The sequence below is a fragment of the Tenacibaculum sp. Bg11-29 genome (assembly GCF_002836595.1).
GTDB lineage: Bacteria > Bacteroidota > Bacteroidia > Flavobacteriales > Flavobacteriaceae > Polaribacter.
In genome coordinates this window covers 943529-967736 of sequence record NZ_PJBB01000003.1, presented here as the reverse complement: position 1 = coordinate 967736, position 24208 = coordinate 943529, and the positions used below count along the sequence as shown (strand labels likewise).

At 29.6% G+C, this 24208-nt stretch carries 22 protein-coding genes; 10 read left to right on the top strand and 12 right to left on the bottom strand.

Annotated features, from left to right (window positions below):
* Positions 1–138: 138 nt before the first annotated feature.
* Entirely contained in the window at positions 139–498 is a 360-nt protein-coding gene (trxA, locus tag CXF68_RS04325; RefSeq protein WP_101043137.1) for a thioredoxin, read from the bottom strand.
* A 162-nt stretch (positions 499–660) separates the two neighbouring features.
* Here trxA and CXF68_RS04320 point away from each other — a divergent pair, with 162 nt between their 5' ends.
* The 4 genes from CXF68_RS04320 to CXF68_RS04305 all read left to right on the top strand — a co-directional run bounded on the left by CXF68_RS04320 (position 661) and on the right by CXF68_RS04305 (position 7615).
* Positions 661–2817 carry a prolyl oligopeptidase family protein gene (locus tag CXF68_RS04320; protein WP_101043136.1) on the top strand — a complete coding sequence of 719 codons (2157 nt, stop codon included), beginning with the start codon at positions 661–663 and terminating at the stop codon, positions 2815–2817.
* Positions 2818–2882: 65 nt separating this feature from the next.
* Complete coding sequence (locus CXF68_RS04315; RefSeq protein WP_101043135.1) at positions 2883–4973, top strand: M13 family metallopeptidase; 2091 nt, start codon at positions 2883–2885, stop codon at positions 4971–4973.
* A 276-nt stretch (positions 4974–5249) separates the two neighbouring features.
* On the top strand, positions 5250–6332 hold the full coding sequence (locus CXF68_RS04310) for an aerolysin family beta-barrel pore-forming toxin (protein WP_101043134.1): 1083 nt from the start codon (positions 5250–5252) through the stop codon (positions 6330–6332).
* Between the two features lie 350 nt (positions 6333–6682).
* Positions 6683–7615 (top strand): ABC transporter ATP-binding protein, encoded by a 933-nt coding sequence (locus CXF68_RS04305; protein WP_101043133.1) that lies wholly within the window; start codon positions 6683–6685, stop codon positions 7613–7615.
* 157 nt (positions 7616–7772) lie between these two features.
* Here the strand turns inward: CXF68_RS04305 and CXF68_RS04300 are convergent, their stop codons facing one another.
* The 9 genes from CXF68_RS04300 to CXF68_RS04260 form a co-directional block, all read right to left on the bottom strand.
* Positions 7773–8222 (bottom strand): GreA/GreB family elongation factor, encoded by a 450-nt coding sequence (locus CXF68_RS04300; protein WP_101043132.1) that lies wholly within the window; start codon positions 8220–8222, stop codon positions 7773–7775.
* On the bottom strand, positions 8212–8778 hold the full coding sequence (locus CXF68_RS04295; RefSeq protein ID WP_101043131.1) for a 4'-phosphopantetheinyl transferase superfamily protein: 567 nt from the start codon (positions 8776–8778) through the stop codon (positions 8212–8214). Before CXF68_RS04295 ends, CXF68_RS04300 begins: the two co-directional genes overlap by 11 nt.
* Positions 8778–9029 carry an acyl carrier protein gene (locus CXF68_RS04290; protein WP_101047334.1) on the bottom strand — a complete coding sequence of 84 codons (252 nt, stop codon included), beginning with the start codon at positions 9027–9029 and terminating at the stop codon, positions 8778–8780. The genes CXF68_RS04295 and CXF68_RS04290 overlap by 1 nt, the downstream gene beginning before the upstream one ends.
* A 1-nt stretch (position 9030) precedes the next feature.
* Positions 9031–10305 carry a beta-ketoacyl synthase gene (locus CXF68_RS04285; protein ID WP_101043130.1) on the bottom strand — a complete coding sequence of 425 codons (1275 nt, stop codon included), beginning with the start codon at positions 10303–10305 and terminating at the stop codon, positions 9031–9033.
* A 1-nt stretch (position 10306) separates the two neighbouring features.
* On the bottom strand, positions 10307–10747 hold the full coding sequence (locus CXF68_RS04280) for a 3-hydroxyacyl-ACP dehydratase FabZ family protein (RefSeq protein ID WP_101043129.1): 441 nt from the start codon (positions 10745–10747) through the stop codon (positions 10307–10309).
* 9 nt (positions 10748–10756) lie between these two features.
* Positions 10757–11809, bottom strand: coding sequence for a type III polyketide synthase (locus CXF68_RS04275; protein ID WP_101043128.1), 1053 nt, complete (start codon positions 11807–11809; stop codon positions 10757–10759).
* A complete protein-coding gene (locus CXF68_RS04270; RefSeq protein ID WP_101043127.1) occupies positions 11810–12520 on the bottom strand; it encodes a methyltransferase domain-containing protein in 711 nt (236 codons plus the stop codon).
* Positions 12520–13647: an NAD(P)/FAD-dependent oxidoreductase gene (locus tag CXF68_RS04265; RefSeq protein ID WP_232771607.1), complete on the bottom strand. Its 1128-nt coding sequence runs from the start codon at positions 13645–13647 to the stop codon at positions 12520–12522. Before CXF68_RS04265 ends, CXF68_RS04270 begins: the two co-directional genes overlap by 1 nt.
* Positions 13648–13719: 72 nt before the next feature.
* Positions 13720–14829 carry an FAD-binding oxidoreductase gene (locus tag CXF68_RS04260; RefSeq protein ID WP_101047332.1) on the bottom strand — a complete coding sequence of 370 codons (1110 nt, stop codon included), beginning with the start codon at positions 14827–14829 and terminating at the stop codon, positions 13720–13722.
* A gap of 77 nt (positions 14830–14906) precedes the next feature.
* Here CXF68_RS04260 and CXF68_RS04255 point away from each other — a divergent pair, with 77 nt between their 5' ends.
* From CXF68_RS04255 to CXF68_RS04235, 5 genes are all read left to right on the top strand, one after another.
* Positions 14907–15392, top strand: a complete 486-nt coding sequence (locus tag CXF68_RS04255) for a hypothetical protein (protein ID WP_101043125.1) — start codon at positions 14907–14909, stop codon at positions 15390–15392.
* Between the two features lie 84 nt (positions 15393–15476).
* Entirely contained in the window at positions 15477–16391 is a 915-nt protein-coding gene (locus CXF68_RS04250; protein WP_101043124.1) for a hypothetical protein, read from the top strand.
* 130 nt (positions 16392–16521) lie between these two features.
* Positions 16522–17277 carry an SDR family NAD(P)-dependent oxidoreductase gene (locus CXF68_RS04245; RefSeq protein WP_101043123.1) on the top strand — a complete coding sequence of 252 codons (756 nt, stop codon included), beginning with the start codon at positions 16522–16524 and terminating at the stop codon, positions 17275–17277.
* Positions 17278–17280: 3 nt separating this feature from the next.
* The gene (locus CXF68_RS04240) at positions 17281–18420 is read left to right on the top strand and encodes an ATP-binding protein (protein WP_101043122.1); all 1140 of its coding nucleotides are present in this window, start codon (positions 17281–17283) and stop codon (positions 18418–18420) included.
* A gap of 357 nt (positions 18421–18777) precedes the next feature.
* On the top strand, positions 18778–18960 hold the full coding sequence (locus CXF68_RS04235; RefSeq protein WP_101043121.1) for a hypothetical protein: 183 nt from the start codon (positions 18778–18780) through the stop codon (positions 18958–18960).
* Between the two features lie 232 nt (positions 18961–19192).
* Here the strand turns inward: CXF68_RS04235 and CXF68_RS04230 are convergent, their stop codons facing one another.
* On the bottom strand, positions 19193–21514 hold the full coding sequence (locus CXF68_RS04230; protein WP_101043120.1) for a GH92 family glycosyl hydrolase: 2322 nt from the start codon (positions 21512–21514) through the stop codon (positions 19193–19195).
* A gap of 276 nt (positions 21515–21790) precedes the next feature.
* Here CXF68_RS04230 and CXF68_RS04225 point away from each other — a divergent pair, with 276 nt between their 5' ends.
* On the top strand, positions 21791–23650 hold the full coding sequence (locus CXF68_RS04225; RefSeq protein ID WP_101043119.1) for a radical SAM protein: 1860 nt from the start codon (positions 21791–21793) through the stop codon (positions 23648–23650).
* A 15-nt stretch (positions 23651–23665) separates the two neighbouring features.
* Here the strand turns inward: CXF68_RS04225 and CXF68_RS04220 are convergent, their stop codons facing one another.
* The gene (locus CXF68_RS04220; protein ID WP_101043118.1) at positions 23666–24196 is read right to left on the bottom strand and encodes a hypothetical protein; all 531 of its coding nucleotides are present in this window, start codon (positions 24194–24196) and stop codon (positions 23666–23668) included.
* Between the last annotated feature and the right edge of the window lie 12 nt (positions 24197–24208).

Genomic DNA, 24208 nt, shown 5'->3' with positions numbered 1-24208 from the left:
AATAATAAACCCCTAATAAACAACATCTTAAAAACTAAAAATAAGCTTGAGTAGTGATAATCACAGAGTTTCTTATTTTAGTTTTTTTGCGTAAAAAAAGTGACACTTTTGTATCACTTGTAAAAATTGGTTTAAATGTTATTTTTCAACTTTTAAAACATCTTTAATAATTTGTTCAATTTGTTTTTGTGGTAATGCACCATTTGCCATTTGAGGTTGCTCACCTACTTTACAAAATAACATTGAAGGAATACTACGAACTCCGAAGGCAGCTGATAATTCTTGCTCTGCCTCAGTATCTACTTTATAGATATCTATTTTCCCTTCATACTCCTCACTTAATTTTTCTAAAACCGGAGCTAATGCTTTACACGGCCCACACCAATCTGCATAGAAATCAATCAACGCAGGTTTATCTCCTTCGAACTTCCATTCTTTATTTACTTCAAAATTAAATACTTTTTCTAAAAAAGTTGCTTTAGTTAAATTTTCTGTCATTTTATTTTTTATTATTTACTTGAAAATTTTTCAAGTATAAAAGTAGTCGTTTTTCTTTATTAAAGATTACACTAACGACTACTTAGTGTTAAATTCATCTTAAAAAAAGGATTCTCATTCATTTTTCTTATAACTTTGAAAGAATTAACTAATTCTTACATTATGAAAAAAATCCTTTTTTCAATTCTTTTTACAAGTACCATTTTAGTCTCTTGTAAAAAAGAAGCGCAAATTAAAAAAAATATAACTGTGAATTACCCTGAAACTTCTAAAACCCCTGTTGTAGAGGACTATTTTGGAACAAAAATAACCGATAATTACCGTTGGTTAGAAGATGATAAAAGTCCAGAAACTGAAAACTGGGTGAAAGCTGAAAATGAAGTTACTTTTGACTATTTAAGTAAAATTCCATATCGTGAACAATTAAAAAGCCGCTTATCAGAATTATGGAACTATGAAAAAATAGGTACTCCATTTAAAGAAGGTGACTATACTTATTTTAATAAAAATAACGGGTTGCAAAATCAATATGTTTTGTATCGAAAAGATAAAGAAGGTAAAGAAGAAGTTTTTTTAGATCCTAATACTTTTTCTGAAGATGCAACTACATCTCTTGGCGGTATTAATTTTACAAAAGATGGTAAAATTGTAGCATACTCTATCTCTGAAGGTGGAAGTGATTGGAGAAAGATTATTGTTATGAATACACAAGATAAAGAAATTATTGGCGATACTTTAATTGATGTAAAATTTTCTGGAATTTCTTGGAAAGGAAACGAGGGCTTTTACTATTCTAGTTATGATAAACCTGAAGGAAGTGAACTTTCTGCAAAAACAGATCAACACAAATTGTATTATCATAAATTAGGAACAAAGCAAAGTGATGATGCTATTATTTTCGGTGCAACTCCTGAAGAAAAAAACAGATACGTTGGTGGTTCTTTAACTGAAGATGACAAATATTTAATTATATCAGCTTCTACTTCAACATCAGGAAATAAGTTATTTTTAAAAGACTTAACAAAACCTAACAGTAAATTAGTTACTGTTATAGATAACTACGATAGTGATACTTACGTAATTGATAATCGTAATGATAAATTATACTTAGTTACTAACCTAAACGCTCCTAACAAAAAAATTGTTACTGTAGATGCTAAAAATCCAACTTCAGAAAACTGGAAGGATTTTATTGCTGAAACTGAAAATGTATTATCACCATCAACTGGTGCTGGATATTTCTTTACAGAATACATGGTAGATGCTGTTTCTAAAGTTTTACAATATGATTTTGATGGAAAATTAATTCGTGAAGTAAAATTACCTGGAGTAGGTTCTTCTGGTGGTTTTGGAGGAAAAACAACAGCTAAAGAACTTTACTTTTCTTTTACCAATTACAACACACCTAGTTCGTCTTATAAATTCAATCCAAGAGACGGAACATATGCTATTTATTGGAAACCTGCTATTTCTTTTAATTCTGACGATTACGAAAGTAAACAAGTGTTTTACGCTTCTAAAGACGGCACAAAAGTTCCGATGATTATCACCTATAAAAAGGGATTAGAATTAAATGGTAAAAACCCAACAATTTTATATGGTTACGGAGGATTTAATGTTTCACTAACTCCATCATTTAGCATTGCAAATGCTGTTTGGATGGAACAAGGTGGTGTATACGCTGTACCTAATTTACGTGGTGGTGGTGAATACGGTAAAAAATGGCATGATGCAGGAACTCAATTAAAAAAACAAAATGTATTTGATGATTTTATTGCAGCTGCTGAATATTTAATCAAAGAAAACTATACTACATCTAATTATTTAGCTGTTCGTGGTGGCTCTAACGGTGGTTTATTAGTAGGTGCAACAATGACACAACGACCAGATTTAATGAAGGTAGCTTTACCTGCTGTTGGAGTATTAGATATGTTACGTTATCATACTTTTACTGCTGGTGCTGGTTGGGCATATGATTATGGAACCGCAGAACAAAGCAAAGAAATGTTCAATTATTTAAAAGGATATTCTCCTGTACATAACGTTAAAAATGTAGCATACCCAGCAACAATGGTTACTACTGGTGATCATGATGATCGTGTAGTACCTGCACATAGTTTTAAATTTGCGGCTGAACTACAAGAAAAACAACAAGGAGAAAATCCTGTATTAATTCGTATCGAAACAAATGCGGGGCATGGAGCTGGAACACCTGTCGCTAAAACCATAGAGCAATATGCTGATATATTTGGGTTTACATTATATAATATGGGTTTCGATCAATTACCAAATCCACCAAAATCGAAAATTAAGAGTTAAAGTGTAACATTTTACTTAAAAAACACTCTTATTATATTACTAGTCATTAAATAAAACCATAAACAATGAAAACCTTTCATAAAATGTTGTTTACCACTGCTGTTGCATCTTTAGCAATTGCTTCGTGTAAAACAGAGAAAAAAGCAACACCAAAACCTGAAGAAAAAGTTCAGGGAATTATTTTAGAAAACATGGATACTTCTGTAAAACCTACAGATGATTTTTTTAGGCATGTAAACGGAACTTGGATGGATAAAACCGAGATTCCTGCAGACAGAACTTCTTGGGGTGGTTTTGGTGAACTTCGTAAAAAAACTGATGATGACGTTTTAATAATCTTAAATAAAGCTATTGAAGAAGGTAACTTTCCTAAAGTAAAAGACGCTAAAGGAAATGAAATAGATTCAGATCAAGAAAAAGCAGTAAACTATTACGAAAGTATTATGGATACTGTTTCGCGTAATAAGCAAGGTACTGCTCCAATTAAACCTTACTTAGCCAAGGTTAATGATATAAAAACAAAAGAAGATATTGAAACATATTTAACGAATATGGCACCTTATGGTGGTGGTGGTTTTTATGGCTTTGGTGTTTACAATGACTTAAAAAACAGTAGTATGAATGCTGGTTATTTAGGTGGTGGTAGTCTTGGTTTATCTAGAGATTATTATGTTGACGAGAAAGTAAAAGATAAACTTGAAAAGTACCAAGAGTTTATTGCTAAAATGTTAATGAAGTTTGGTGATGATGAGGTTAATGCTAAGAAAAATGCTGCAACTATTGTAGCTTTTGAAGCAAGTTTAGCAAAACCAATGATGACCAAAGAAGAGCGAAGAGATACTCGTAAAATGTATAACCCAATGACAGTTGCTGAACTTCAAAAATTAGCACCAGCAATTAACTGGGACGCACATTTAAAAGGTATTGGTGTTAACAATGTTGAAAAAATAATTGTTACCGACCCTGGTTATTTTGAAGCAATGAGTAAAATTTTTAAAGCTAGTTCTGTTGATGATATCAAACTAGTATTACGTTGGAATACGATTAATAACTCATTAGGTTATTTAAGTACCGATTTAGAAACTGCAAATTGGGAATTTTACAGCAAAACTATGCGTGGTGCTAAACAGCAACGAGCAAGAGATGAGCGCGCTTTAGGAAACTTAAACGGTGCCATTGGTGAAGCTTTAGGTAAATTATATGTAGATGCTAAGTTTCCGCCAGAAGCGAAAGCAAAAGCTGAAGAAATGATCGACAACGTAATGTTAGGTTTCGAAAAGCGTATTGCACAATTACCTTGGATGAGTGAAGAAACTAAAGAAAAAGCGTTAACTAAACTACACAAGTTAACAGTTAAAATCGCGTATCCAGATAAATGGAAAGATTATTCTGAACTACAAGTAAAAGGCTTAAAAAATGGGGGAACTTATTTTGAAAACGCAATAAACGTTACCAAATGGAACTATAATAAAAACATGGCTAAATTAGGTAAGAAAGTTGACAGAACTGAATGGGGAATGTCTCCACAAACTGTAAACGCATATTTTAACCCAGTAAATAACGAAATCGTTTTTCCAGCAGCAATCTTACAACCTCCTTTTTATAATTACAAAGCTGATGAGGCTGTAAATTATGGTGGTATTGGTGCTGTTATTGGTCATGAGATTTCTCATAGTTTTGATGATTCAGGTGCTCGTTTTGATGGTGATGGAAATTTAAAAAACTGGTGGACTGAAGATGATTCTAAAAAGTTTAAAACTATTGGTGATAAATTAGTAAAACAATACAGTGATATTATTGCGATTGATAGTATGCATTTAAACGGTGAATATACTTTAGGTGAAAACATTGGAGATTTAGGTGGTGTACAAGCTGCTTACGAAGGTTTACAGATTTACTTAAACAAAAATGGAAACCCTGGTGAAATAGATGGCTATACTGCTAACCAACGTTTTTTCCTTTCTTGGGGAACTATTTGGAGAACTAAAATGCGTGATGAGGCTTTAAAAAACTTAATCATGACAAACACCCATGCTCCTGGTCAATACAGAGCCTATATGCCTCTTAAAAATGTAGATGCATTTTATGATGCATTTAAGGTTAAAGAAGGTGATAAAATGTACTTAAAACCAGAAGAAAGAGTACGAATCTGGTAAAATTAAAATAGTTTTTAGCATGATTCTCTTTTCAGGAAATTATTCTTAAAAAATTAAAAACCGACACAAATGTGTCGGTTTTTTTATGTTGTAGGAATAAACTTATGATTGAAAAATAATTTTTAATTTTTAAATTAAATTAAAACATACTATAATGTATTAAAAAACAGTAACTTACACACGATAAAAATAATTTATTAATGTGTTAACTATTATCTACAAACTAAATTATTGTACAAAAAACGTAATTAATAATTAATTTAACCCCCCTTCAAAATGAAACTAAAAACTAACAAAAATTTAAGAATTAAAAAGAAAATAATAAGAATAAAGATTACGGCATTAACACTGCTAGTTTTTATAGGGTATTCATGTGAAAATGATGAAAGAATATTAGAATCGAGTGAAAATATTGAGTTTCATCAAACCAAACTAACAGAAAAAGAAGCCAAAAAAGCTCTTGAAGAAATGGCACTTAGTAATGATTGGACCATTATTAAAGAAGGTAAAAATAATGAAGAAATATTTGAAAGAAATATTAATAATCAATTAGAACTTCCAGGATCTAAAGCAATGAATCTTGCAGAATTAAGAGGTTTAGGTCTAACAAACAATGAATTAATTCAAGAAACAAGAAGGTGGTCTCAGTCTAGTTGGGGTGTTCATTCTGTATGGTACGAACCTTATGCTATTTTCTTTGATGGAGAAGACGCTTTAAATAATACACATGGGTACTCTCCAATATATGCAACTAGTGGTTCTAATCGACTTTTCTTACATCTTGAGGAACCAGTAGTAACCCTAAGAAACCATGTACCAAAACAAAAAGATGTACATGAATTTGTTGTGACAAATTTAGGAAATACTTCAGACACTGCTACGTACACCTATTCTTATGAAGAGGGAATGCAACAAGAAGTAAGTGTTTCTGTAGGTGTTTCTGTAGGTTTTGAAGGAACTGTAAAAGTTCCATTATTAGCAGAAGCTAAATTTTCCGTTGGTGTTGAGATTAACTCCGGGTATACAAATACAAAAAATACTCTTGAAACAATTTCAGCTCAATATACTGCACAATTACCTCCAAGGTCTAAAAGAATTATTAGAATCATTACAGATATGACTTCTATAGATGCGACCTATCATATTCCTTACAGAGTTAAAGGTGACTATGAGGCTTATTATTATTATAATTTATCGGAAACAAATGCTCCTTTCGGAGAATTAAATAGAAACCTTCTTAATGTTAGAGATCTTAATAAATACTTAGAAAATAAAGGAAGTATTGGGAGCATAAGCTATTTAAGAAAATCAAACATACAAGTCATAGCTAGTGACCCAATCAAACTAGAATCAAATTAAAATATAAAGCAACAAGCTTTATTAAGCCCTAAATAGGCTTATGTTAACTCTAAAAGTGTTTAGTGTCTCAATAAATTATAGTTTATTGAGACACTACCTTTTTATAAAATGTTATATTTATCAACATATAAATCACGCTGTTTAAAACCCTATTAAACAAAGATTCACAATCATTATAAAATAAGTTAGCAATGAAATATCTCATAAAAATTAACCTTTTACCTACAAGATATCTCCATCATCTATTTCGAAGTTACATCAATTAAAATATTCAACTATAACTATTTCTTATTATAAAAATTTAAAGTTCTTATTGTATTTAATCATTTTTCTCAACTACTTTTGCAAGAATGTTAAAAGTAAATAATATATCATTCTCATACCTTTCGAAAGAAAAAACACTACAAAATATAAATTTCACCTTACAAAAAGGAGAGCATTTATGTATTATGGGAGAAAGTGGTTGCGGAAAATCTACGCTATTAAAAGCCATTTATGGGCTATTAGATTTAAATGAAGGAACGTTATTTTGGAATGACTTTCAAATTTTAGGCCCTGCTCATTACTTAGTGCCTGGAATGGATTTTTTTAAATATGTTGCTCAAGATTTCGATTTAATGCCTTTTACTTCAGTAAGTGAAAATATTAAAAAATTCTTATCTCGGTTTTACCCCGAAGAAGCACAAAAAAGAACAACAGAATTACTAGAGGTGATTGAAATGACCACTTTCGCGAATGAAAAGGTTAAAAATTTAAGTGGAGGACAAAAACAACGTGTTGCCATTGCTCGTGCTTTAGCAAAAGAGCCTGAATTGTTATTACTAGACGAACCTTTTAGCCAGATAGATAATTTTAAAAAAAATTCATTACGTAGAAACTTATTCACTTATTTAAAAAAGAAAAAAATTGCTTGTATCGTAGCGACTCATGATGGTGGTGATGCGCTTTCATTTGCCGATAAAATGATTGTTATTAAAAATAACCAGGTAATTGCGGAGGATACTCCCGAGAATTTATATAAAAACCTGAAAGAAAAATACATTGCTGCTTTATTTGATGATGTAAATGAAATTATAATAAACAGAGTGCCAGTATTACTATATCCACATCAAATAAAAATTGTTCAAAATTCTAATGAAAAAGCACTTGTTAAAAATAGTTATTTTAAAGGTTATTATTGGCTGATTGAAGTTAAGTATAATAATCAATTAATTTTTTTAAAACACGCATTTACTCTTAAGTCAGAAGAAATAGTTTCATTAAAATTTAATAAAACTATTTAAATACTCATCTCTTTTTCACTCACAAACTACTTTTCTCTAAAAAAAAAGCACTTCTATCTAAAATGATAAAAGTGCTTTATATGTCTTCCTCTTCATGAAGGGCATAACAATCTTCTAGTTATTAAACAGTTATTCGGTATTACACCCTACTTTTTAATTAAAAAATTTCTTTTATTGTTTGTTTTGTCGTGTTAAAAACAAAAGTATCTCCTTCTTTTTTACCTAATAATATCCTTCCTATTGGCGAAGAAACTGAAATCGCAAAGTAGTTTTCATTATTAACAATTAATTGTCCTGCACTGATACTTAAAAAAAATGACGCTTTTGTTGTTTTTATAACACATCCTAAATGCGCAACTTCAGAACTTCCTTTTAAATTAATTTTAGAAAGAGTTTCTTTCATCTTTACAACTCCATTAATTTGTTGCCCCGCTTTTTCCATTTCCAATTGTAACATTGCACGTCCTGTTTCATGTTTATCTCCTGCTGAACTTTTGGTTTCAGACTGTAACGCTTTTTGATTTGATGAAATTATTTCTTCAATCGTTTGTAAACGATTGTTTACATAAGTAATACATTGTTTATATAACTCTTCTTTAATATTCATTTTCTAAAATAAATGCAAACGCTCCGTAATTTCCATGATGAGAAATTGAACAAGAACTTGTTAATAATTTTTCTTTATAATAAAAAGATGGAGCACCAATAGATGATTTCCTTTTTTCTATTTTTTTAATTGAAATTCCTGATTCATCTGCAAGTCTTCTTTTAAGGTCACTATCTAATGAAATAGGTGAAACAATTGCTGAAAAAAAATTTACTTCTTTTGGGGTTTCTTTTGCTATTGAGTGCACATAAAATCTATTAAAAAAGGTAGTTGTATAAAACGTTTTATCTTGATAAAACACAGTTCCTAAACAATCTTCTGTTAATATACATTCAAATTTCTGTGGAGCAAAAAATCTTTTTTTTTCTTGTTGCGTATACGCTTTGTAAGCCGCTTCTTTCATGCTCCAAAACAACCACACTTTTAAAAATGGGTCTTCCGATTTTAAAACTTCTTCTTGCTCCTTACATGTAAACTGTTTTTCTAAAAAGCCTTTCCTTTGCCAATTGCTTTCTATTCTTGCTAACTGTAAATCAATAATATCATTACCAATCATTATGCTGATTCCTTTTCTTTTATAATAGCTACAACTGCTTTTACAGATAACATTTTCTCCATAGAATCATTATCAATTTCTATATTAAATTCATCTTCTACATCTAATACGATGTCTACCAAATTTGCAGAATTTATTTCTAAGTCATTAATAAAATCTGTGTCTTCAGTTATATTTTTATAAGCCTCTTCATTTTGTACATATGGCTTTACAATACTTGTTAACTTTAAAATAATTTCTTCTTCGTTCATTTTATTTTGAATATTTTTTGAATATAACACATGCGTTCACATCACCAAAACCAAAACTTGCTTTTGCTAAAATGTTTATGTCTTTATGAATCAATTTCGTTGGAATTTTATCTACAGAAATTAATTTAGAAATATCAGGATGTATGTCTTCACAATTAATATTTGGAAATATAAACTGTTCTTTAATCTGTAAAATCGAAGCAACAGATTCAATAGCACCTGAGGCAGCCAAACAATGTCCAACCATAGATTTTAATGAATTTATTTGAGGAAAATCATCTCCTTTTCTATTCAATGCTTTCGTCCAATTTTCTATTTCTAAACCATCTTTGGATGTTGCTGTTAAATGCCCGTTTAAAACATCTATTTCTTCTGATGAAATTTTTGAATCTAATAAAGCATCGGTAATACATTTTTGAACAGCCTCTGCATTTGGAGCTGTTAAAGTACCACCGTTTCTTTGCCCTCCAGAATTAATATTTCCGCCTAAAACTTCAGCATAAATAGTAGTTTTTCTTTCTAAAGCACTTTCTAAAGACTCTAAAACGATGGCTCCTGCTCCACTTCCTGGCACAAAACCAGATGCAGTTTCACTCATTGGTCTCGAACCTTTTTCTGGAGTTTCATTATGTTTATAAGACATTACTCGCATTGCATCAAAACCTCCCCAAGTATACAGACTACTATCACTAGAACTACCCACTAGCATCCGTTTTGCTTTTCCTGATTTTATTCGCTCAAAACCTAACAACAAAGCTTCCGTACCTGTTGTACAAGCAGACGAATTTGTGGTTACTTGATTCCCCAAACCCAAAATCCCGCCTAAATACGCCGAAACTCCACTTGCCATTGTTTGTACTACAGATGTACTTCCTAATCGTTTTACTTTTTGATCATCAATTTTATAAATTGCTTCTCTAAATTTTTCTATCCCAGAGGTTCCTGTTCCAAAGATTAGCCCAGAATTATAATCTAAACTTGAATTTTCATCTACAGAAAAACCTGCATCTTTCCAGGCATCAATCCCTGCCATACAACCATATAAAATAGAAGTACTATTAAACCCTCGAAGTTGTAAAGGTGTTAGATATTCTAATTTTTTTTCTTCAGAAACTGCTGGAATTCCACCAATGCAACACGAAAAACCTTTGTCTTTTAAATTCTGATGAAATGTAATTCCTGAAGTTCCTAACTTTATCGCGTCAGTAAACTCTTGCAAACCTACTCCGTTTGGTGCAACAATTCCTAAACCTGTAATTACAACTCTATTCTTCATTTTATTTTACTATTACCATTCCAGAGATTGTTCCTCTACAAACCAATTCATTTTTCTCATTCATCATTTTTACAGCACATTTTAATTTATTAAACCTAAAATATAATGTCTCTGAAATTACCATAACTTTTTCGTTTGGTAAAACAGGTAAATAAAAATCAATTTTATTTGACGTTAATGCTATTTGTGGTTTTTTTTCTGATGAAATTTCATTTTTCAGTAAATAAATCCCCAAGCAAACAACACCAATTTGTGCCATTGCTTCTGTTAAAATAACTCCTGGCGTAATCGGGTTTTCTTTAAAATGGCCTTCATAAAAAAATTCCTTTTCTTTGAATTTATAACTTCCTTTAACTCCTTTTTCTGAAATTTCGGTAAGCTCATCAACAAACAAGAAAGGTGTTTTATATGGAAGATGTTTTATGATTTCTGTATAATTCATATTTACTTTTTACCACTCTAATAAAATACGTTGTGCAGAAAAACCTGGCCCAAAGCTTAACATTAAACCTCTTTCTCCTTTTGCGGGGTTTCTATCCATAAATCGCTCTAAAACATATAGAACTGTTGCGCTAGACATATTACCATACAAGCGTAAAACTTCTTTTGTATCATCTATGTTTTTCCCTAAATCCCCAAACAAATTCTCAACTGTTTGTACGATTTTTTTACCTCCGGGATGAAATATTAAGTGGTTTACATCTTCAATTGTTAAGTTATTTCTTTCTAAAAAAGGATGGACTATTCCAGGAAAATGATCTGAAATTTTTTGAGGAACCTCCTTGTCTAGAATCATTTGTAAACCAGTATTGACTAATTTAAACCCCATCATACTTGTAGCATCGTAAAAATGATACATTGCTTCGTCTATAATTTTTGGTCCTTTATCTTCTTCGTAAGAAGATAAAATAACTGTAGATGCTCCATCTCCAAAAATAGCAGCGCTTACAATATTCGTCATCGAATAATCGTTTAATTGAAATGTTGCTGTTGGTGCTTCAACAGCAACTACAGCCGCTCTTTTATTTGGGTTCGCTTTTAAGAAGTTTTTTGCATAAATAATTCCAGAGACTCCTGCTGCACATCCCATTTCTGTAACAGGTAAACGAACAATATCTTGCTTCATTTGCAACGAATTAATTAAATAAGCATCTATTGAAGGAATCATAATCCCTGTACAACTTACCGTAATTATATAATCAATATCTGTTGCTTTTAAATTTGCTTTTTCTAAAGATTTTTTAAGTGATTTTTCTGCTAACTGTACAACTTCTCTTGTATAAATATCATTCTTTTCTTCAAAAGAAGTTGCTATAAAAACTTCTTCAGGATCCATAATTGAATAACGTTTATCTACTGCAGCTCCTTCAAAAAGTTTAATTACTTTTCTCTGAAAACGAGTATCTTGATCTTTCATCCATAATTTTACAAACGGAATAATATCTTTTGTTTCTCTATAATATTTTGGAAGTTGTTTTGCAACTGCTGTTATTTTTACTGCCATTTATTTCTGAATTATCCATTGAAAACGAAATGCCCATTTCCATGAAATTTGTGGTGTTACATTTAATTTTTGAGAGATTTTAATTAAATCTATTCTTTTAAATCCTCTTAAAACAGAAATTAATCCATCATTAATAATCATTTTGTTTTTGATAAAAATAGATAATAACATAAATAAGTAGTAGGCTAATTTGTGCCTATGTAAATCATTTACAACAATACCTATTTTCACCTGTTTTAAGGTATCTTTTAAAAAAGAAACTAATTGATCTTCTTTAAAATGGTGGAAGAATAAGGTTGCCATAACCACATCAATTTTTCTATTTTTAAAATCATCAGAGAATATATCCTCGGTTTTGAATGTTAATTCTGGGTAATTTTTAGATAATTCATTTGCATATTCAATAGCCGTTGTATTTGCATCTACGCCAATCAACTTCATTTTATATCCGTTTTTTCTTCCGTATTTGGCAACATCTCGTAAAATATCTCCATGACCACAACCAATATCTACAATGCTTATTTCTTGTTCTTTGGGGTGGTTTCTTAATATCTTTTTTAATGAATTTACGGTTACCAAATTACCACCTAACCACCGGTTTATATATTCTAACTTATCTAAAGTATCACGTAACAAATCGCCACCAATAGAGAAATCATCCATCATTTCTTCTTTATCTGTTCTATTTTTTGTGCTGATAAAAAAATCCATTATATTTTCATTGGTTTACCATGGGTTAGTTTGATGATTATTGGCAATAAAAAAGGTAGTTTCTTTAAAAATTGAAGTAAAACTGCTGCAATTTTATCATTCCGAAATAGCATTGCAATGAAATGCCCAATTTTTAAACGAAAGCTAAATCTTTTATTCCACTCTATAATATATTCCTTTTCGAGTTCTTTTCTCGTTTCAATTGTACCATTTAAGTAGTTTAAAATCAATTTAGACGCTATTTGTGCAGACTGAATTGCCATACTCATTCCGTTTCCACAAAGTGGATGAATCATTCCCGCAGAATCACCACACATAATTATATGGTTTTCTACAGGTTTTTTAGTTTCAAATGAAACTTGGCTAATAGTTAAAGGTTTATCGAAAAGAGTCTCAGAGTTATTAAATATCTCTTTCAAATATTCATTTTTAAAAACTACCTGTTCTTGAAAATCATCAATATTTTTATACTTTTTAAAGGATGAAAAATTCGTGATATAACACAAATTAATTACATTATTTTCAACTTTAGAAACACCACAATAACCACCTTTAAAATTATGCAGCGCAACTAAATCTTCTTGGAAATTTCCTTTCACATGAATTTTAACTCCTAAATAAGGTGCTTTTTTTTGAATAAAATCACGTTTCATTTTTATATCTAATAAAGAACGTTTTCCGAAAGCACCTATTGTAATTTCAGAACTATACCTTTTATTTTCTTTCGTTTTTATATGAAAAACACCTTCAATAAAATTTATATCTACAACTGAATCTTGTAAAATTACAACACCATTTTCTTTCGCTTTTTCTGATAAAATAAAATCTAAATTATATCGTGAAATTCCAAATCCACCTAAAGGTAGTCTTGCTGAAATTAGCTTATTTTTAATTGTTGATAGTTTAAAATTTTTAATTTTTACAGCACCAAAATCAAACGGATTTATTTCTAAAAACTTTAAATAAGGTAATACTTCATTCGAAATATATTCTCCACAAACTTTATGTTTTGGGTATTCATTTTTTTCAATCAATAAAACTTTCTTATCAAATTTAGATAAATGAATTCCGTTACACAAACCTGCTAAACCTCCGCCAATAATAATTGCATCAAATTCTTTATTCATCTTTATTATTGTCATCTTACCAAGAATCTTTCTTCTTCGCTTAAGGTAAACTAAAATTAAGAAATAATTTTACTAAATTATTAATTCTGCTAATTCTTTACCTACCAAACTACCTATTGCAACCCCCATACCGCCTAAACGAACACCACAAAACACATTATTTGATAATTGTTTTACAATTGCTTTTTTCTGGCTTCCAACTCCCATAATACCACTCCATCTATGATCAATTTCAAAATCAGTATTAGGTAAAATTGTGTTTTTTAAAATTTCTTCTAATTTATTTTGAACTAAGGCTGTTTCCCCAAACTCTGATGTCTCCTCGGTTTTAAAATCTAAATTTCTACCACCTCCAAATAAAATTCTATTATCAATATTTCTAAAATAATAATATCCTTTATCTAAATGGAAAGTACCTTTTATCTGTAAGTTTTTAATCGGCTTTGTAATCAATACTTGAGCTCTTGCTGGCTGTACATTTTCATTAAGTAATTCGTTTGCAAATCCATTTGTTGCAATGCATAATTTTTTGGTTGAAAATTCTATTTTATTTGTTTTAATTACAACCTTTTCATTGCTTTCTAAATAACTATCTACTAAGATATTATTAATGATTTTTATTCCTAAAGATTGCGTTAATTCCAGTAAATTTGCTGCCATTTTACCTGTATCAATCTGACCTTCAAACTGATTTGTAATATAACTTTGGTGTATCTTTTTAAATTTAAAAAAATTAGCATCAACTTTAAAAACATCTTCTTTAAATAAAGGTTTTAAAAGTTTATTAACATCTTCTTTTTGAGACAAACACTCTTCATAAAAAACTGAATCTTGAAATAATTCATATCCTTTATTTTGTTGATAATTAATATTTTTATCTCCTACTATTTTTCTTAGTAATTGTAAACCTTTCCATCGCTTTTCTACTAAGTTATAAACTTCCTCTTCGGTGTGTGTTTTTAAATCATCAATCAATTCAGATAGACTACCAAAACATGCAAATCCAGCATTTTTAGTACTCGCACCTTGTGGTAACACTCCTTTTTCTAAAATTACTATTTTAGCCTTTGGATGTGCTTTTTTTAATGCTAAAGCACAATTTAAACCTACAATTCCGCTACCAACAATTGTAAAATCAACATCAGTAAACCATTCTTTTAACTCCCAATAACTGTAATTCAACATCATAAAAAACTAACTATATTTGTAAACTGGCACATTGCTTGAATATCTAAAATTAAACAATTTAAAGTAAACTTATGAAACTATTCGGAATCTTAATTTTTGCCCTTAGCTTTACCCAGTGTGCAAGCATTAAACTAGAAACGACTCCTCCTTTTACTATAAAGTCTGCTTCTTACACACATATTACAGGTGGTTTACCTGGTAATAGTAGCCTTAATTTAATGATTGAATTTTCTACAAATGAAATAGTTGACTTTCAAAATGTTTACTTTCAAAACAGAATAGTTACGGCTGTAGTTGAAGAAAAACAAAATAAAAAGTACATTGCTGCTCGTTATAAAACCTCAACGGATAACAATAAAGCTGATTTAGTTTTAAATGCAGATCCCAAAAAAGAATACGGGAATGAAGCCAAGAAACAAGAAAAATTCCCTTTTGACTTAAAAGAAAATGAAGCTATCGTTTCTTATAAACTAGATACTAAAACTCTTTACTATAAAGTAGAAGGTATAAAAAAAGAAAGAAAAATTTTTATGCCCTCTTCAAAACCTCAAAACTAACAAAAAACACCTTTTTATAAGGTGTTTTTTGTTTTTGGCACGTATTTTGAAAACTATATATGTATAACCATAAAATAACAGCTTATGAAACGTCTAAAATTACTATTCTTATTTATTACCGCAAGTATAACGTTAACATCGTGTGTGGTTCAGAATGAAAATGATTTTTCATTAAACGAATATGTATCGAGTTATGATTTATGGTATATTGATTATCATAGAACTGAAGGTTCAGGTGAAGTTCCTTTTTTATCTAAAGCGTTTACCGTTTCTTTTTTAAACGGAACCATGTATGCTAATAACAATATTACTGATATAGGAAAAACAGGAAATGGTTTAGGAATTGCTGTTGGTAATTATGGCACAAACCAAACAGTTTTAGAAACTGATCATGATCTTAATGGTAATTATAATTTTGAAGTGATTCAATTAAGTAATAATGAAATTAGAATAGATGATTTATCTCAAAATGTAAGCTATTATTTAATCGGATATCAAACAAATAGTTTTGATTATGATAAATTATTTTATGAAAACATAGAATACTTTTTACAAGAATATGTTGCTTGGGAAAAAACCAATGAAATAGATGGTACTCCAAATCCTTTTGATGAAGAACATTTTTTACAGTTTACACCTGAGAATGATGTAACATTTCGTTCATCTCATGACGCTTTTGGCACGAATATTGACTACCTGAATTGGGAATATATAGGTGGTTATGAAATAGCAAATATTTCAGGTTATAACGATTTAAAATTTTTAACACTTAATTATGATGGTGGAGATACTGAAGAGTTTGAATTAAGCGTTATAAATGATGGAAAGATTAAACTCTTTCATATAAGCTCTGAAACAATGTACACTTTTTCTGGTAGAGGATTTGTACAATATTTAAAAGCTAAAAATAAAAAAATTACAAAAACTACTGTAAGGAATAACGGTAGAAAACGTACTAAAATACAACGTAAAACCGTTGATAGAAAATATTTAAAATAAAGTTTGGTTAGTTGATTTTTGGTTGGAGTAGTTACCAACTAAAAGATACCGCTCTAGAAGTAGAGCGGTTTTTCTTTTTTATAATATTTGCTTAACGTAAAATATTTTACCTTTATAGAAAAAAATAAAAATGCAACAAACCGCTTTAATTACTGGAGCAACTTCGGGTATTGGTAAAGAAACCGCTCGTATTTTTGCTAAAAACAACATTAACCTTATTATTTGTGGAAGGCGCACCGAAAAACTACAAGCTCTTCAACAAGAGCTATCAGCCTTAACAAAAGTACATACATTACAATTTGATGTTCGTTATAAAGAACAAGTACAAGAGGCTATTGACAGCTTACCTGATGCGTTTAAACATATTGATATTCTTATTAATAATGCTGGTAATGCACATGGCTTAAGTAGTATTCAAGAAGGAAGTATTGATGATTGGGATGCAATGATTGATGGAAACGTAAAAGGTTTATTGTATGTTTCGAAAGCAATCATACCTCAAATGGTTGATAGAAACAACGGATTTATTCTTAATATTGGATCTATTGCAGGTAAAGACGTGTATCCTAATGGAAATGTGTATTGCGCCTCAAAGTTTGCTGTAAACGCTTTAAATAAAGGAATGCGTATTGATTTAAACAAACACAATATTAGAGTTTCTGCTATTCATCCAGGATTGGTAGAAACCGAATTTTCAGATGTTCGTTTTAAAGGAGATACAGATAAAGCAAAAACCGTATACCAAGGTTATAAAGCATTACAACCTGAGGATATTGCTGATATTATTTACTTTGTTATTAGCAGACCATATCATGTAAATATTGAAGATTTAGTTGTTTATCCTACTGCACAAGCCACAGCAACGATATTAAATAAAAATATATAACCTGTGATTAACAAACGGCTTTTAATTAAAAACCTACTTTCTCATAATAATGAAAATAGTTTTTATGATAAAAAACAAAAGCTATCCTTAAATTCAAAAGAAGGAAAGGCTAAGTTTATAAAACACGTTTGTGCCTTATCTAACTCAAACCCTAATAATAATTCATATATTATTATTGGGGTTGAAGATGAAGAAAATAAAATCCTAGGAGTTGATTTTTACGATGATAGTAAAATTCAGAATTTAATAAACGCTTACTTAAATAATCCTCCAAAAATTGAATATGAAAATGTTCCTTTCCCCCGTTTACCTCGTCATAAAGTAATAGGTTTGGTTACTATTTATCCGAATAATCAAATTACATCACTTTTAAAAAACACTTGGAAATACTGTAAAAACACTATTTTTTTTCGCAGAGGAAGTAATTCAATGCCCTCTGAAGGTAATTTTACCTTAAATGATGTAAATACTACTATTGTAGCTGCAATTGAAAAAAATGCTAGCAATAATATAAAACTAACCCTCGATGGAGTTTTTGATTTTATCAATAATCACAAACCTGAGTACAATCCAAAATACAAAGTATTTAACGAACAATTTGTATTGTGTTGGGCTGGAAAAAAGAAACTAATTAACAAGGAAATATTTTATACTAGAGTAGATATTGAATTGATAAATGAACAGGTTCGTTTATTTTTTTCTGCTTTAGATGATGTGCAAATTACCTATAACGAACAATCGTTTATAATTACCGAATACATTGTTTTAGGTATTGACGAAAGCAAAAAACATTATCCGTTAGAAAAAACAATTATTCATTTTAAAGGTAATGGAAAACACGATATTGTTACCGAATTTTTGTTTGAAGCACCTATATACAACTCTACTATTTTAAATCATATTTACGATAATAACAATCGTATTATTACCAAAATATTGAATAATAAAACACTTTCAACAACTGAGAGTGAAAATGTTTACAAGCTACCTACCTTCTATTTAATATGTTATTTAAACGGATTTTTAGAAGCTCCTCAACAACTAAAAAAAGCAAAAAATTATATTAAAGGTTTAGAAGACAAAACTACTTATATAAAATACAAGGAAGCAATGCGTGTATTACGCAAAGTTAGATATAGTTAAAAGTATAAGGATAATCTAGAGGAAATCGTATTTAAACTAACTTCGATAGTTTTTATTGAATCTTTGGAAATCTTATATGCACATCAAACTTAGTTCCCTCATAATTAATAATTAAATAACTCTTTTTTTAGTTTCAATTCATTTGAGAACAATACCTATGTCACCATTACATTACGTAAAATACTGCTAGGTTCAATTTATAGTTATTAGCAGTATAAATTTTTACTTAAAAAAACCATAACAACTTGATTAATAACATATTATTAATTATATTTGAAAGAATTCTTTCGCGAGGGAATAGACAAAAACCTTGAGTGTCTTTAAAATATTCAGGGATTAATCAATTGAATTATTATTATGAAAAAACAAATTTTAAACCTTGGAAAAAGGTTAAACAAAAAAGATCAACAAGAAATTAAAGGAGGAAGAATATTTTTTAATTGTGCCGACTTTTGCAGAAGTAGTTGGAGGGATAGAAATTATTACATACAACATCAATTAGAGCAATATGGTATAGATTGGTCTCATTGTTCTTGTTAATATTGAGAACATAATACAGTAACATACATTGATGATAGTCAGTATTTTTAAAATATTGACTATCATTTTTATTTATCACAATCATATAAATAAACCTCTCGGTTTTTAGTAGCCAGATAACTACACTTATTTTAATAAACGTATACTAATTACCCATTCTAAAACCTTAACATAAAAAACAACACCTTGTGAGTGTTGTTTTTTTAACCATTTGTAAAAATAATTTCATTTATTACTCTTTACTCATTTCAAAAACGATTTCTCCACCATTTACAATAGCATCATGAGAAAGTACATTGTTGATTATTTTCTTACCATTTACTTTTATACTTTTTACAAATACATTTTCTTTACTTTGGTTTTTAGCTGTAATTTTTAAAGTTTTACCGTTTTCTAAATAAATTGTAGCCTCTTTAATATTGGGGCTTCCTATTGCATAATATGGCGACCCTGGCGTTACAGGATAAAATCCTAAACTACTAAATATGTACCAAGCACTCATTTGACCTGCATCATCATTACCACACAAACCATCAACAGTATCTCCATACATAGTATCCATTATCATACGTACTCTTTGCTGCGTTTTTTTAGGATGCCCTGTCCAATTATATAAATACGGAATGTGATGACCTGGCTCGTTACCATGAACATAATTTCCTATAATTCCATCACGAGTAATATCTTCATGATTTGCTATGTATTTATCAGCTATTTCAGTCGTAAATAATTCATCTAGTTGATTACTAAATTTTTCTTTACCACCCATCATTTCAATCATTTTATCAATGTTTTGAGGAACATATAATCCATAATTCCATGCATTTCCTTCAATAAAACCTTGCCCATGAGTATCCATTGGGTCAAAGTTTTTTCTAAAAGTACCATCAGATAATTTAGGACGCATAAATCCAATTGTTGGGTCATAAACATTTTTATAATATTCAGCTCTTGTTAAATACTCTTTTTCTACGTCAGTCTTTCCAACCTTTTTTGCAATTTGAGCAATACACCAATCATTGTATGCATATTCTAGTGTTTTTGATACGGAAGAGTGGCTTTTATCTTCCGGAACATATTTATAATCTATATAATCTCCAATACCATCAAAATATCGAACAGTAGCTGTATTTGTTGATGCTTTAAGTGCATGATTTACATCAAAATCTCCCACGTTTTTTACTAATGCATCTGCAATAACTGAAGTTGCATGATACCCAATCATACACCAGTTTTCATTAGAATAATGACTCCATATTGGTAACATGTTATGCACACTTTGATCATGATGTGCTAACATCGATTTTATCATGTCATTGTTTCGCTTTGGTTGCGTTATATTATATAATGGGTGAAGCGCTCTGTAAGTATCCCAAAGAGAAAATATGGTATAATTAGTAAAACCTTTTGAAGTGTATATATTTTGATCTAGTCCTCGGTATTTCCCATCAACATCTTCATACAAAATAGGTGATAAATTAGTGTGGTATAAAGCCGTATAAAAAGTAGTCTTCTCTTTTTCAGTAATCGTTTCTACATCAATTTTTCCTAACTCCTTATTCCATTTATCTTTTGTTTCTTCTTTTGTTTTGTCAAAATTCCAATGCGGAATTTCTTCTTTTAAATTGTTTAAAGCACCATTGGTACTTACTGGAGATAATGCAAATTTTATGTTCACTTTTTCACCTTCTTCAGTATCAAAATTAAAATAGGCTCTTATATCTTTTCCTGCCATTTCAGGAAAATTTTCATTTTGTTTAAAACGTCTATAAAAACCATCATACGTTTCTTTATTGTATTTTTTATGACCATAACTTTTAAATGGTTTAGAAAACTGCATTGCGAAAAACACTTTTTTTGTTCTTGCCCACCCTTTTGTTTGTCTATAACCAGTTATTAAACTATCATTTTCAACACGAATAAATGTCCATACATTTTTATTATCATGATGGTATATATTATAAACTAAATCTAAAATAATATGAGAGTCGTTAGATTTAGGAAATGTATATTGATGAAAACCTACACGTTCACTAGCTGTTAATTCAGCCTTTATATTGTAACTATCTAAATTAACATTGTAATAACCAGGAGACGCTTTTTCTGTATCGTGTGAAAATGTTGAATAAAACCCTTTGGTATTCTCTTTCGTTTTTAAAGGTTCTAAAATTAATTTCCCCGTAGTTGGCATTACTAAAAAATCACCTAAATCGGCATGTCCTGTTCCACTAAAATTAGTGTGAGCAAAACCTATAATTGTTGAATCTTTGTATTGGTAACCCGCACAATATTCATACGTTTTACTATTATAACTACCGTCTTTATTAAACATAACTTCAAAATTAGTTTGCGGACTTAATTGTACCATTCCAAAAGGAGCTGTTGCTCCAGGAAATACATGTCCCATTTTACTAGTTCCAATTAAAGGATTTACATGTTTTGTAAAATCTTTTTTATGTTCTTGTTCTACTACACTTTCTTTTAACTTTTGTTTACAGCTTACCATAAATAAACACAAACTAAAGATCACTAAAAACGATAAATATTTTTTCATATTATTAACTAAAACAGGTTTAAAGTGCTAATAAAGCAAAATAAAAACAAAAAACCACCTTAAAAATGCTATAAAATCAATAAAACACAAAAAACAACATTTTATTTATAATTGTTATATTTTAAACAAAACAGTAAAAAAACTAATGATAAGAGAAGTATTAAATATGTTTAAACCATCATAAGACACACTATTCTATTAACACTTCAATAGTTTTAGTAAATCAACTAGAAGGTACTGTCTTAAAAAGTATCTTTGTACCTTATTTATATTTTTATGGCTATAAACACGCTTTTAATAACACCTCCTTTTACTCAATTAAATACAGCATATCCTGCAACTGCATATATTAAAGGTTTTTTAGATTCTAAAAATGTAAAAGCAACGCAGATGGATTTAAGTATCGAGTTGTTTACCGCAGTGTTTACCAAAGAATTTATAAATGCTATTTTTAAACAAGCTGAAATGCTTGGTAATAGTGATTTTCCATTGGTTTATAAACAAAAGGAAGAATATATAAATAAAGTAGATTCTGTAATGAACTATTTACGTGTGCAAGAAGTTACTGCTGCGTATCAGATGGTACATAAAGATTATTTACCGCACGGTCATAGGCGTATTAAACTAAATAAAGATTTAACTACCGAATTCGGAAAATTAGGAATTTTAGACAAAGCCAAACATATTGCTACACTGTTTGTAGAAGAATTAGGTGATTTTATAAATGCCAATGTTGATGAGTTTTTTTCTTTTACACGCTATGCAGAACAATTAGGAAGATCAGCTTCTAGTTTCGATACTATTGATGAGTTTTTGCAATATGAAACTACCTTAATAGAAGATGAAATGTTGTATTTGTTAGATGAAAAATTACAACAAGACACGTACGATTTAATTTGTTTTACAGTTCCTTTTCCTGGTAATTTATTTTCAGCCTTACGATGTGCTCAGTTTATAAAAAAACAATATCCTGGTATAAAAACAGCTATGGGTGGTGGTTATTGTAATACGGAGTTAAGACGTTTATCTGATCCTCGAATTTTCGAATTTGTAGATTTTATTACCTTAGATGATGGTGAAGGACCTTTATTAAAAATTACTGAATTTTTAAGCGGTAAAGTAAACGAAGATTCTTTAGAAAGAACTTTCATTTGTAAAAATAACAAGGTCGTTTATGCTGATAAAATACCAAACACCATATTTCATCATAAAAACTTGCCTGCTCCTAGTTATCTAGGACTTCCAACAAATAAATATTTATCTTTTTTAGATGTAATGAACCCGATGCACAGAATGTGGTCTGATGGTAAATGGAATAAACTAACCATTTCTCATGGATGCTATTGGAAACAGTGTTCTTTTTGTGATGTTACTTTAGATTATATAGGAAACTATCAAAATACAACAGCAGATGATTTAGTTAATAAAATTGAAAAAATAATATCAGAAACTGGTATTACGGGTTTTCATTTTGTTGATGAAGCTGCACCACCTAAAATGCTAAGAGCTTTAGCTAATAAGTTACTAGAAAGAAAGGTTTATATTACTTGGTGGACTAACATTCGATTCGAAAAAACATTTACGCCTGAACTTTGTTCTTTGTTATCAAAATCGGGTTGTATTGCTGTTACTGGTGGTTTAGAAGTTGCTTCAGATAGGTTATTAGTTAAAATGAAAAAAGGTGTAGATATTGGTCAAGTTGCTAGAGTTACGAAAGCTTTTTCTGATGAAAACATTATGGTACATGCCTATTTAATGTTTGGTTTTCCTACTGAAACAGCGCAAGAAACAATTGATTCTTTAGAAGTTGTTCGTCAGTTATTTCAAAACAATTGTATTCAATCTGCTTTTTGGCATATGTTTGCCTGTACTAGTCATAGCCCCGTTGGTAAAAACCCTGATGAATTTGAAATTAACATTACAGGGCCAGAATTTAAAGGTTTTGCTGAAAATGATTTGTATCACGAAGATCCCACAGGAGCTGAACATCATTTATATAGCGAAGGGTTAAATACCGCTTTAAACAATTACTTAAATTATAAAGGTTTTGAAATACCTTTACATAAATACTTCGATTTTAAAATACCAAAAACTACCCAACAAATTAATTTAATAGAACAGTTTTTAACCGTATAAATTATTGCTGAATTTTTATTTACCAAAAGTTCCACGAGCTTTTAATACTCCGTTTTTCTTTTCAGTGAAAAGGTTTTCTATACTTTCTCCTTTCAAACCTTTCCATGTCTTCTTTTTTGTCCTTTTTACTGGGTCGAATTGATATTTTTGATGATAGTAATTATATTTTTCTTTATTTAAAGATATATACAGAAGTACATTTTCATAATTTTCAAACCCAGGTCTACCATAATGATCATAAACTAGAAATTCAATTGTATCTGTTTTTAAATCATTAAATACATTTTGCACTACTTTGTATTTAGCTAAAAATCCATGATCCATAACATATGTTTTCCTAATTATAGTATCACCAGTTATTGAATCAATTACTTTTTTTTTATTGTTTTTGTTTGGGTCAAATTCTTTCACTGATATTTTTTCTCCTATAAATACCTTTAGGTTTATAGATTCATCAGTTAATTTAAACTCCGAAGCCTTTTTTATATCAATAGATTTACATCCAATAATAATAAAAAACCCTATAATAAAATACTTAAAACTCATCTTCAAATTGCT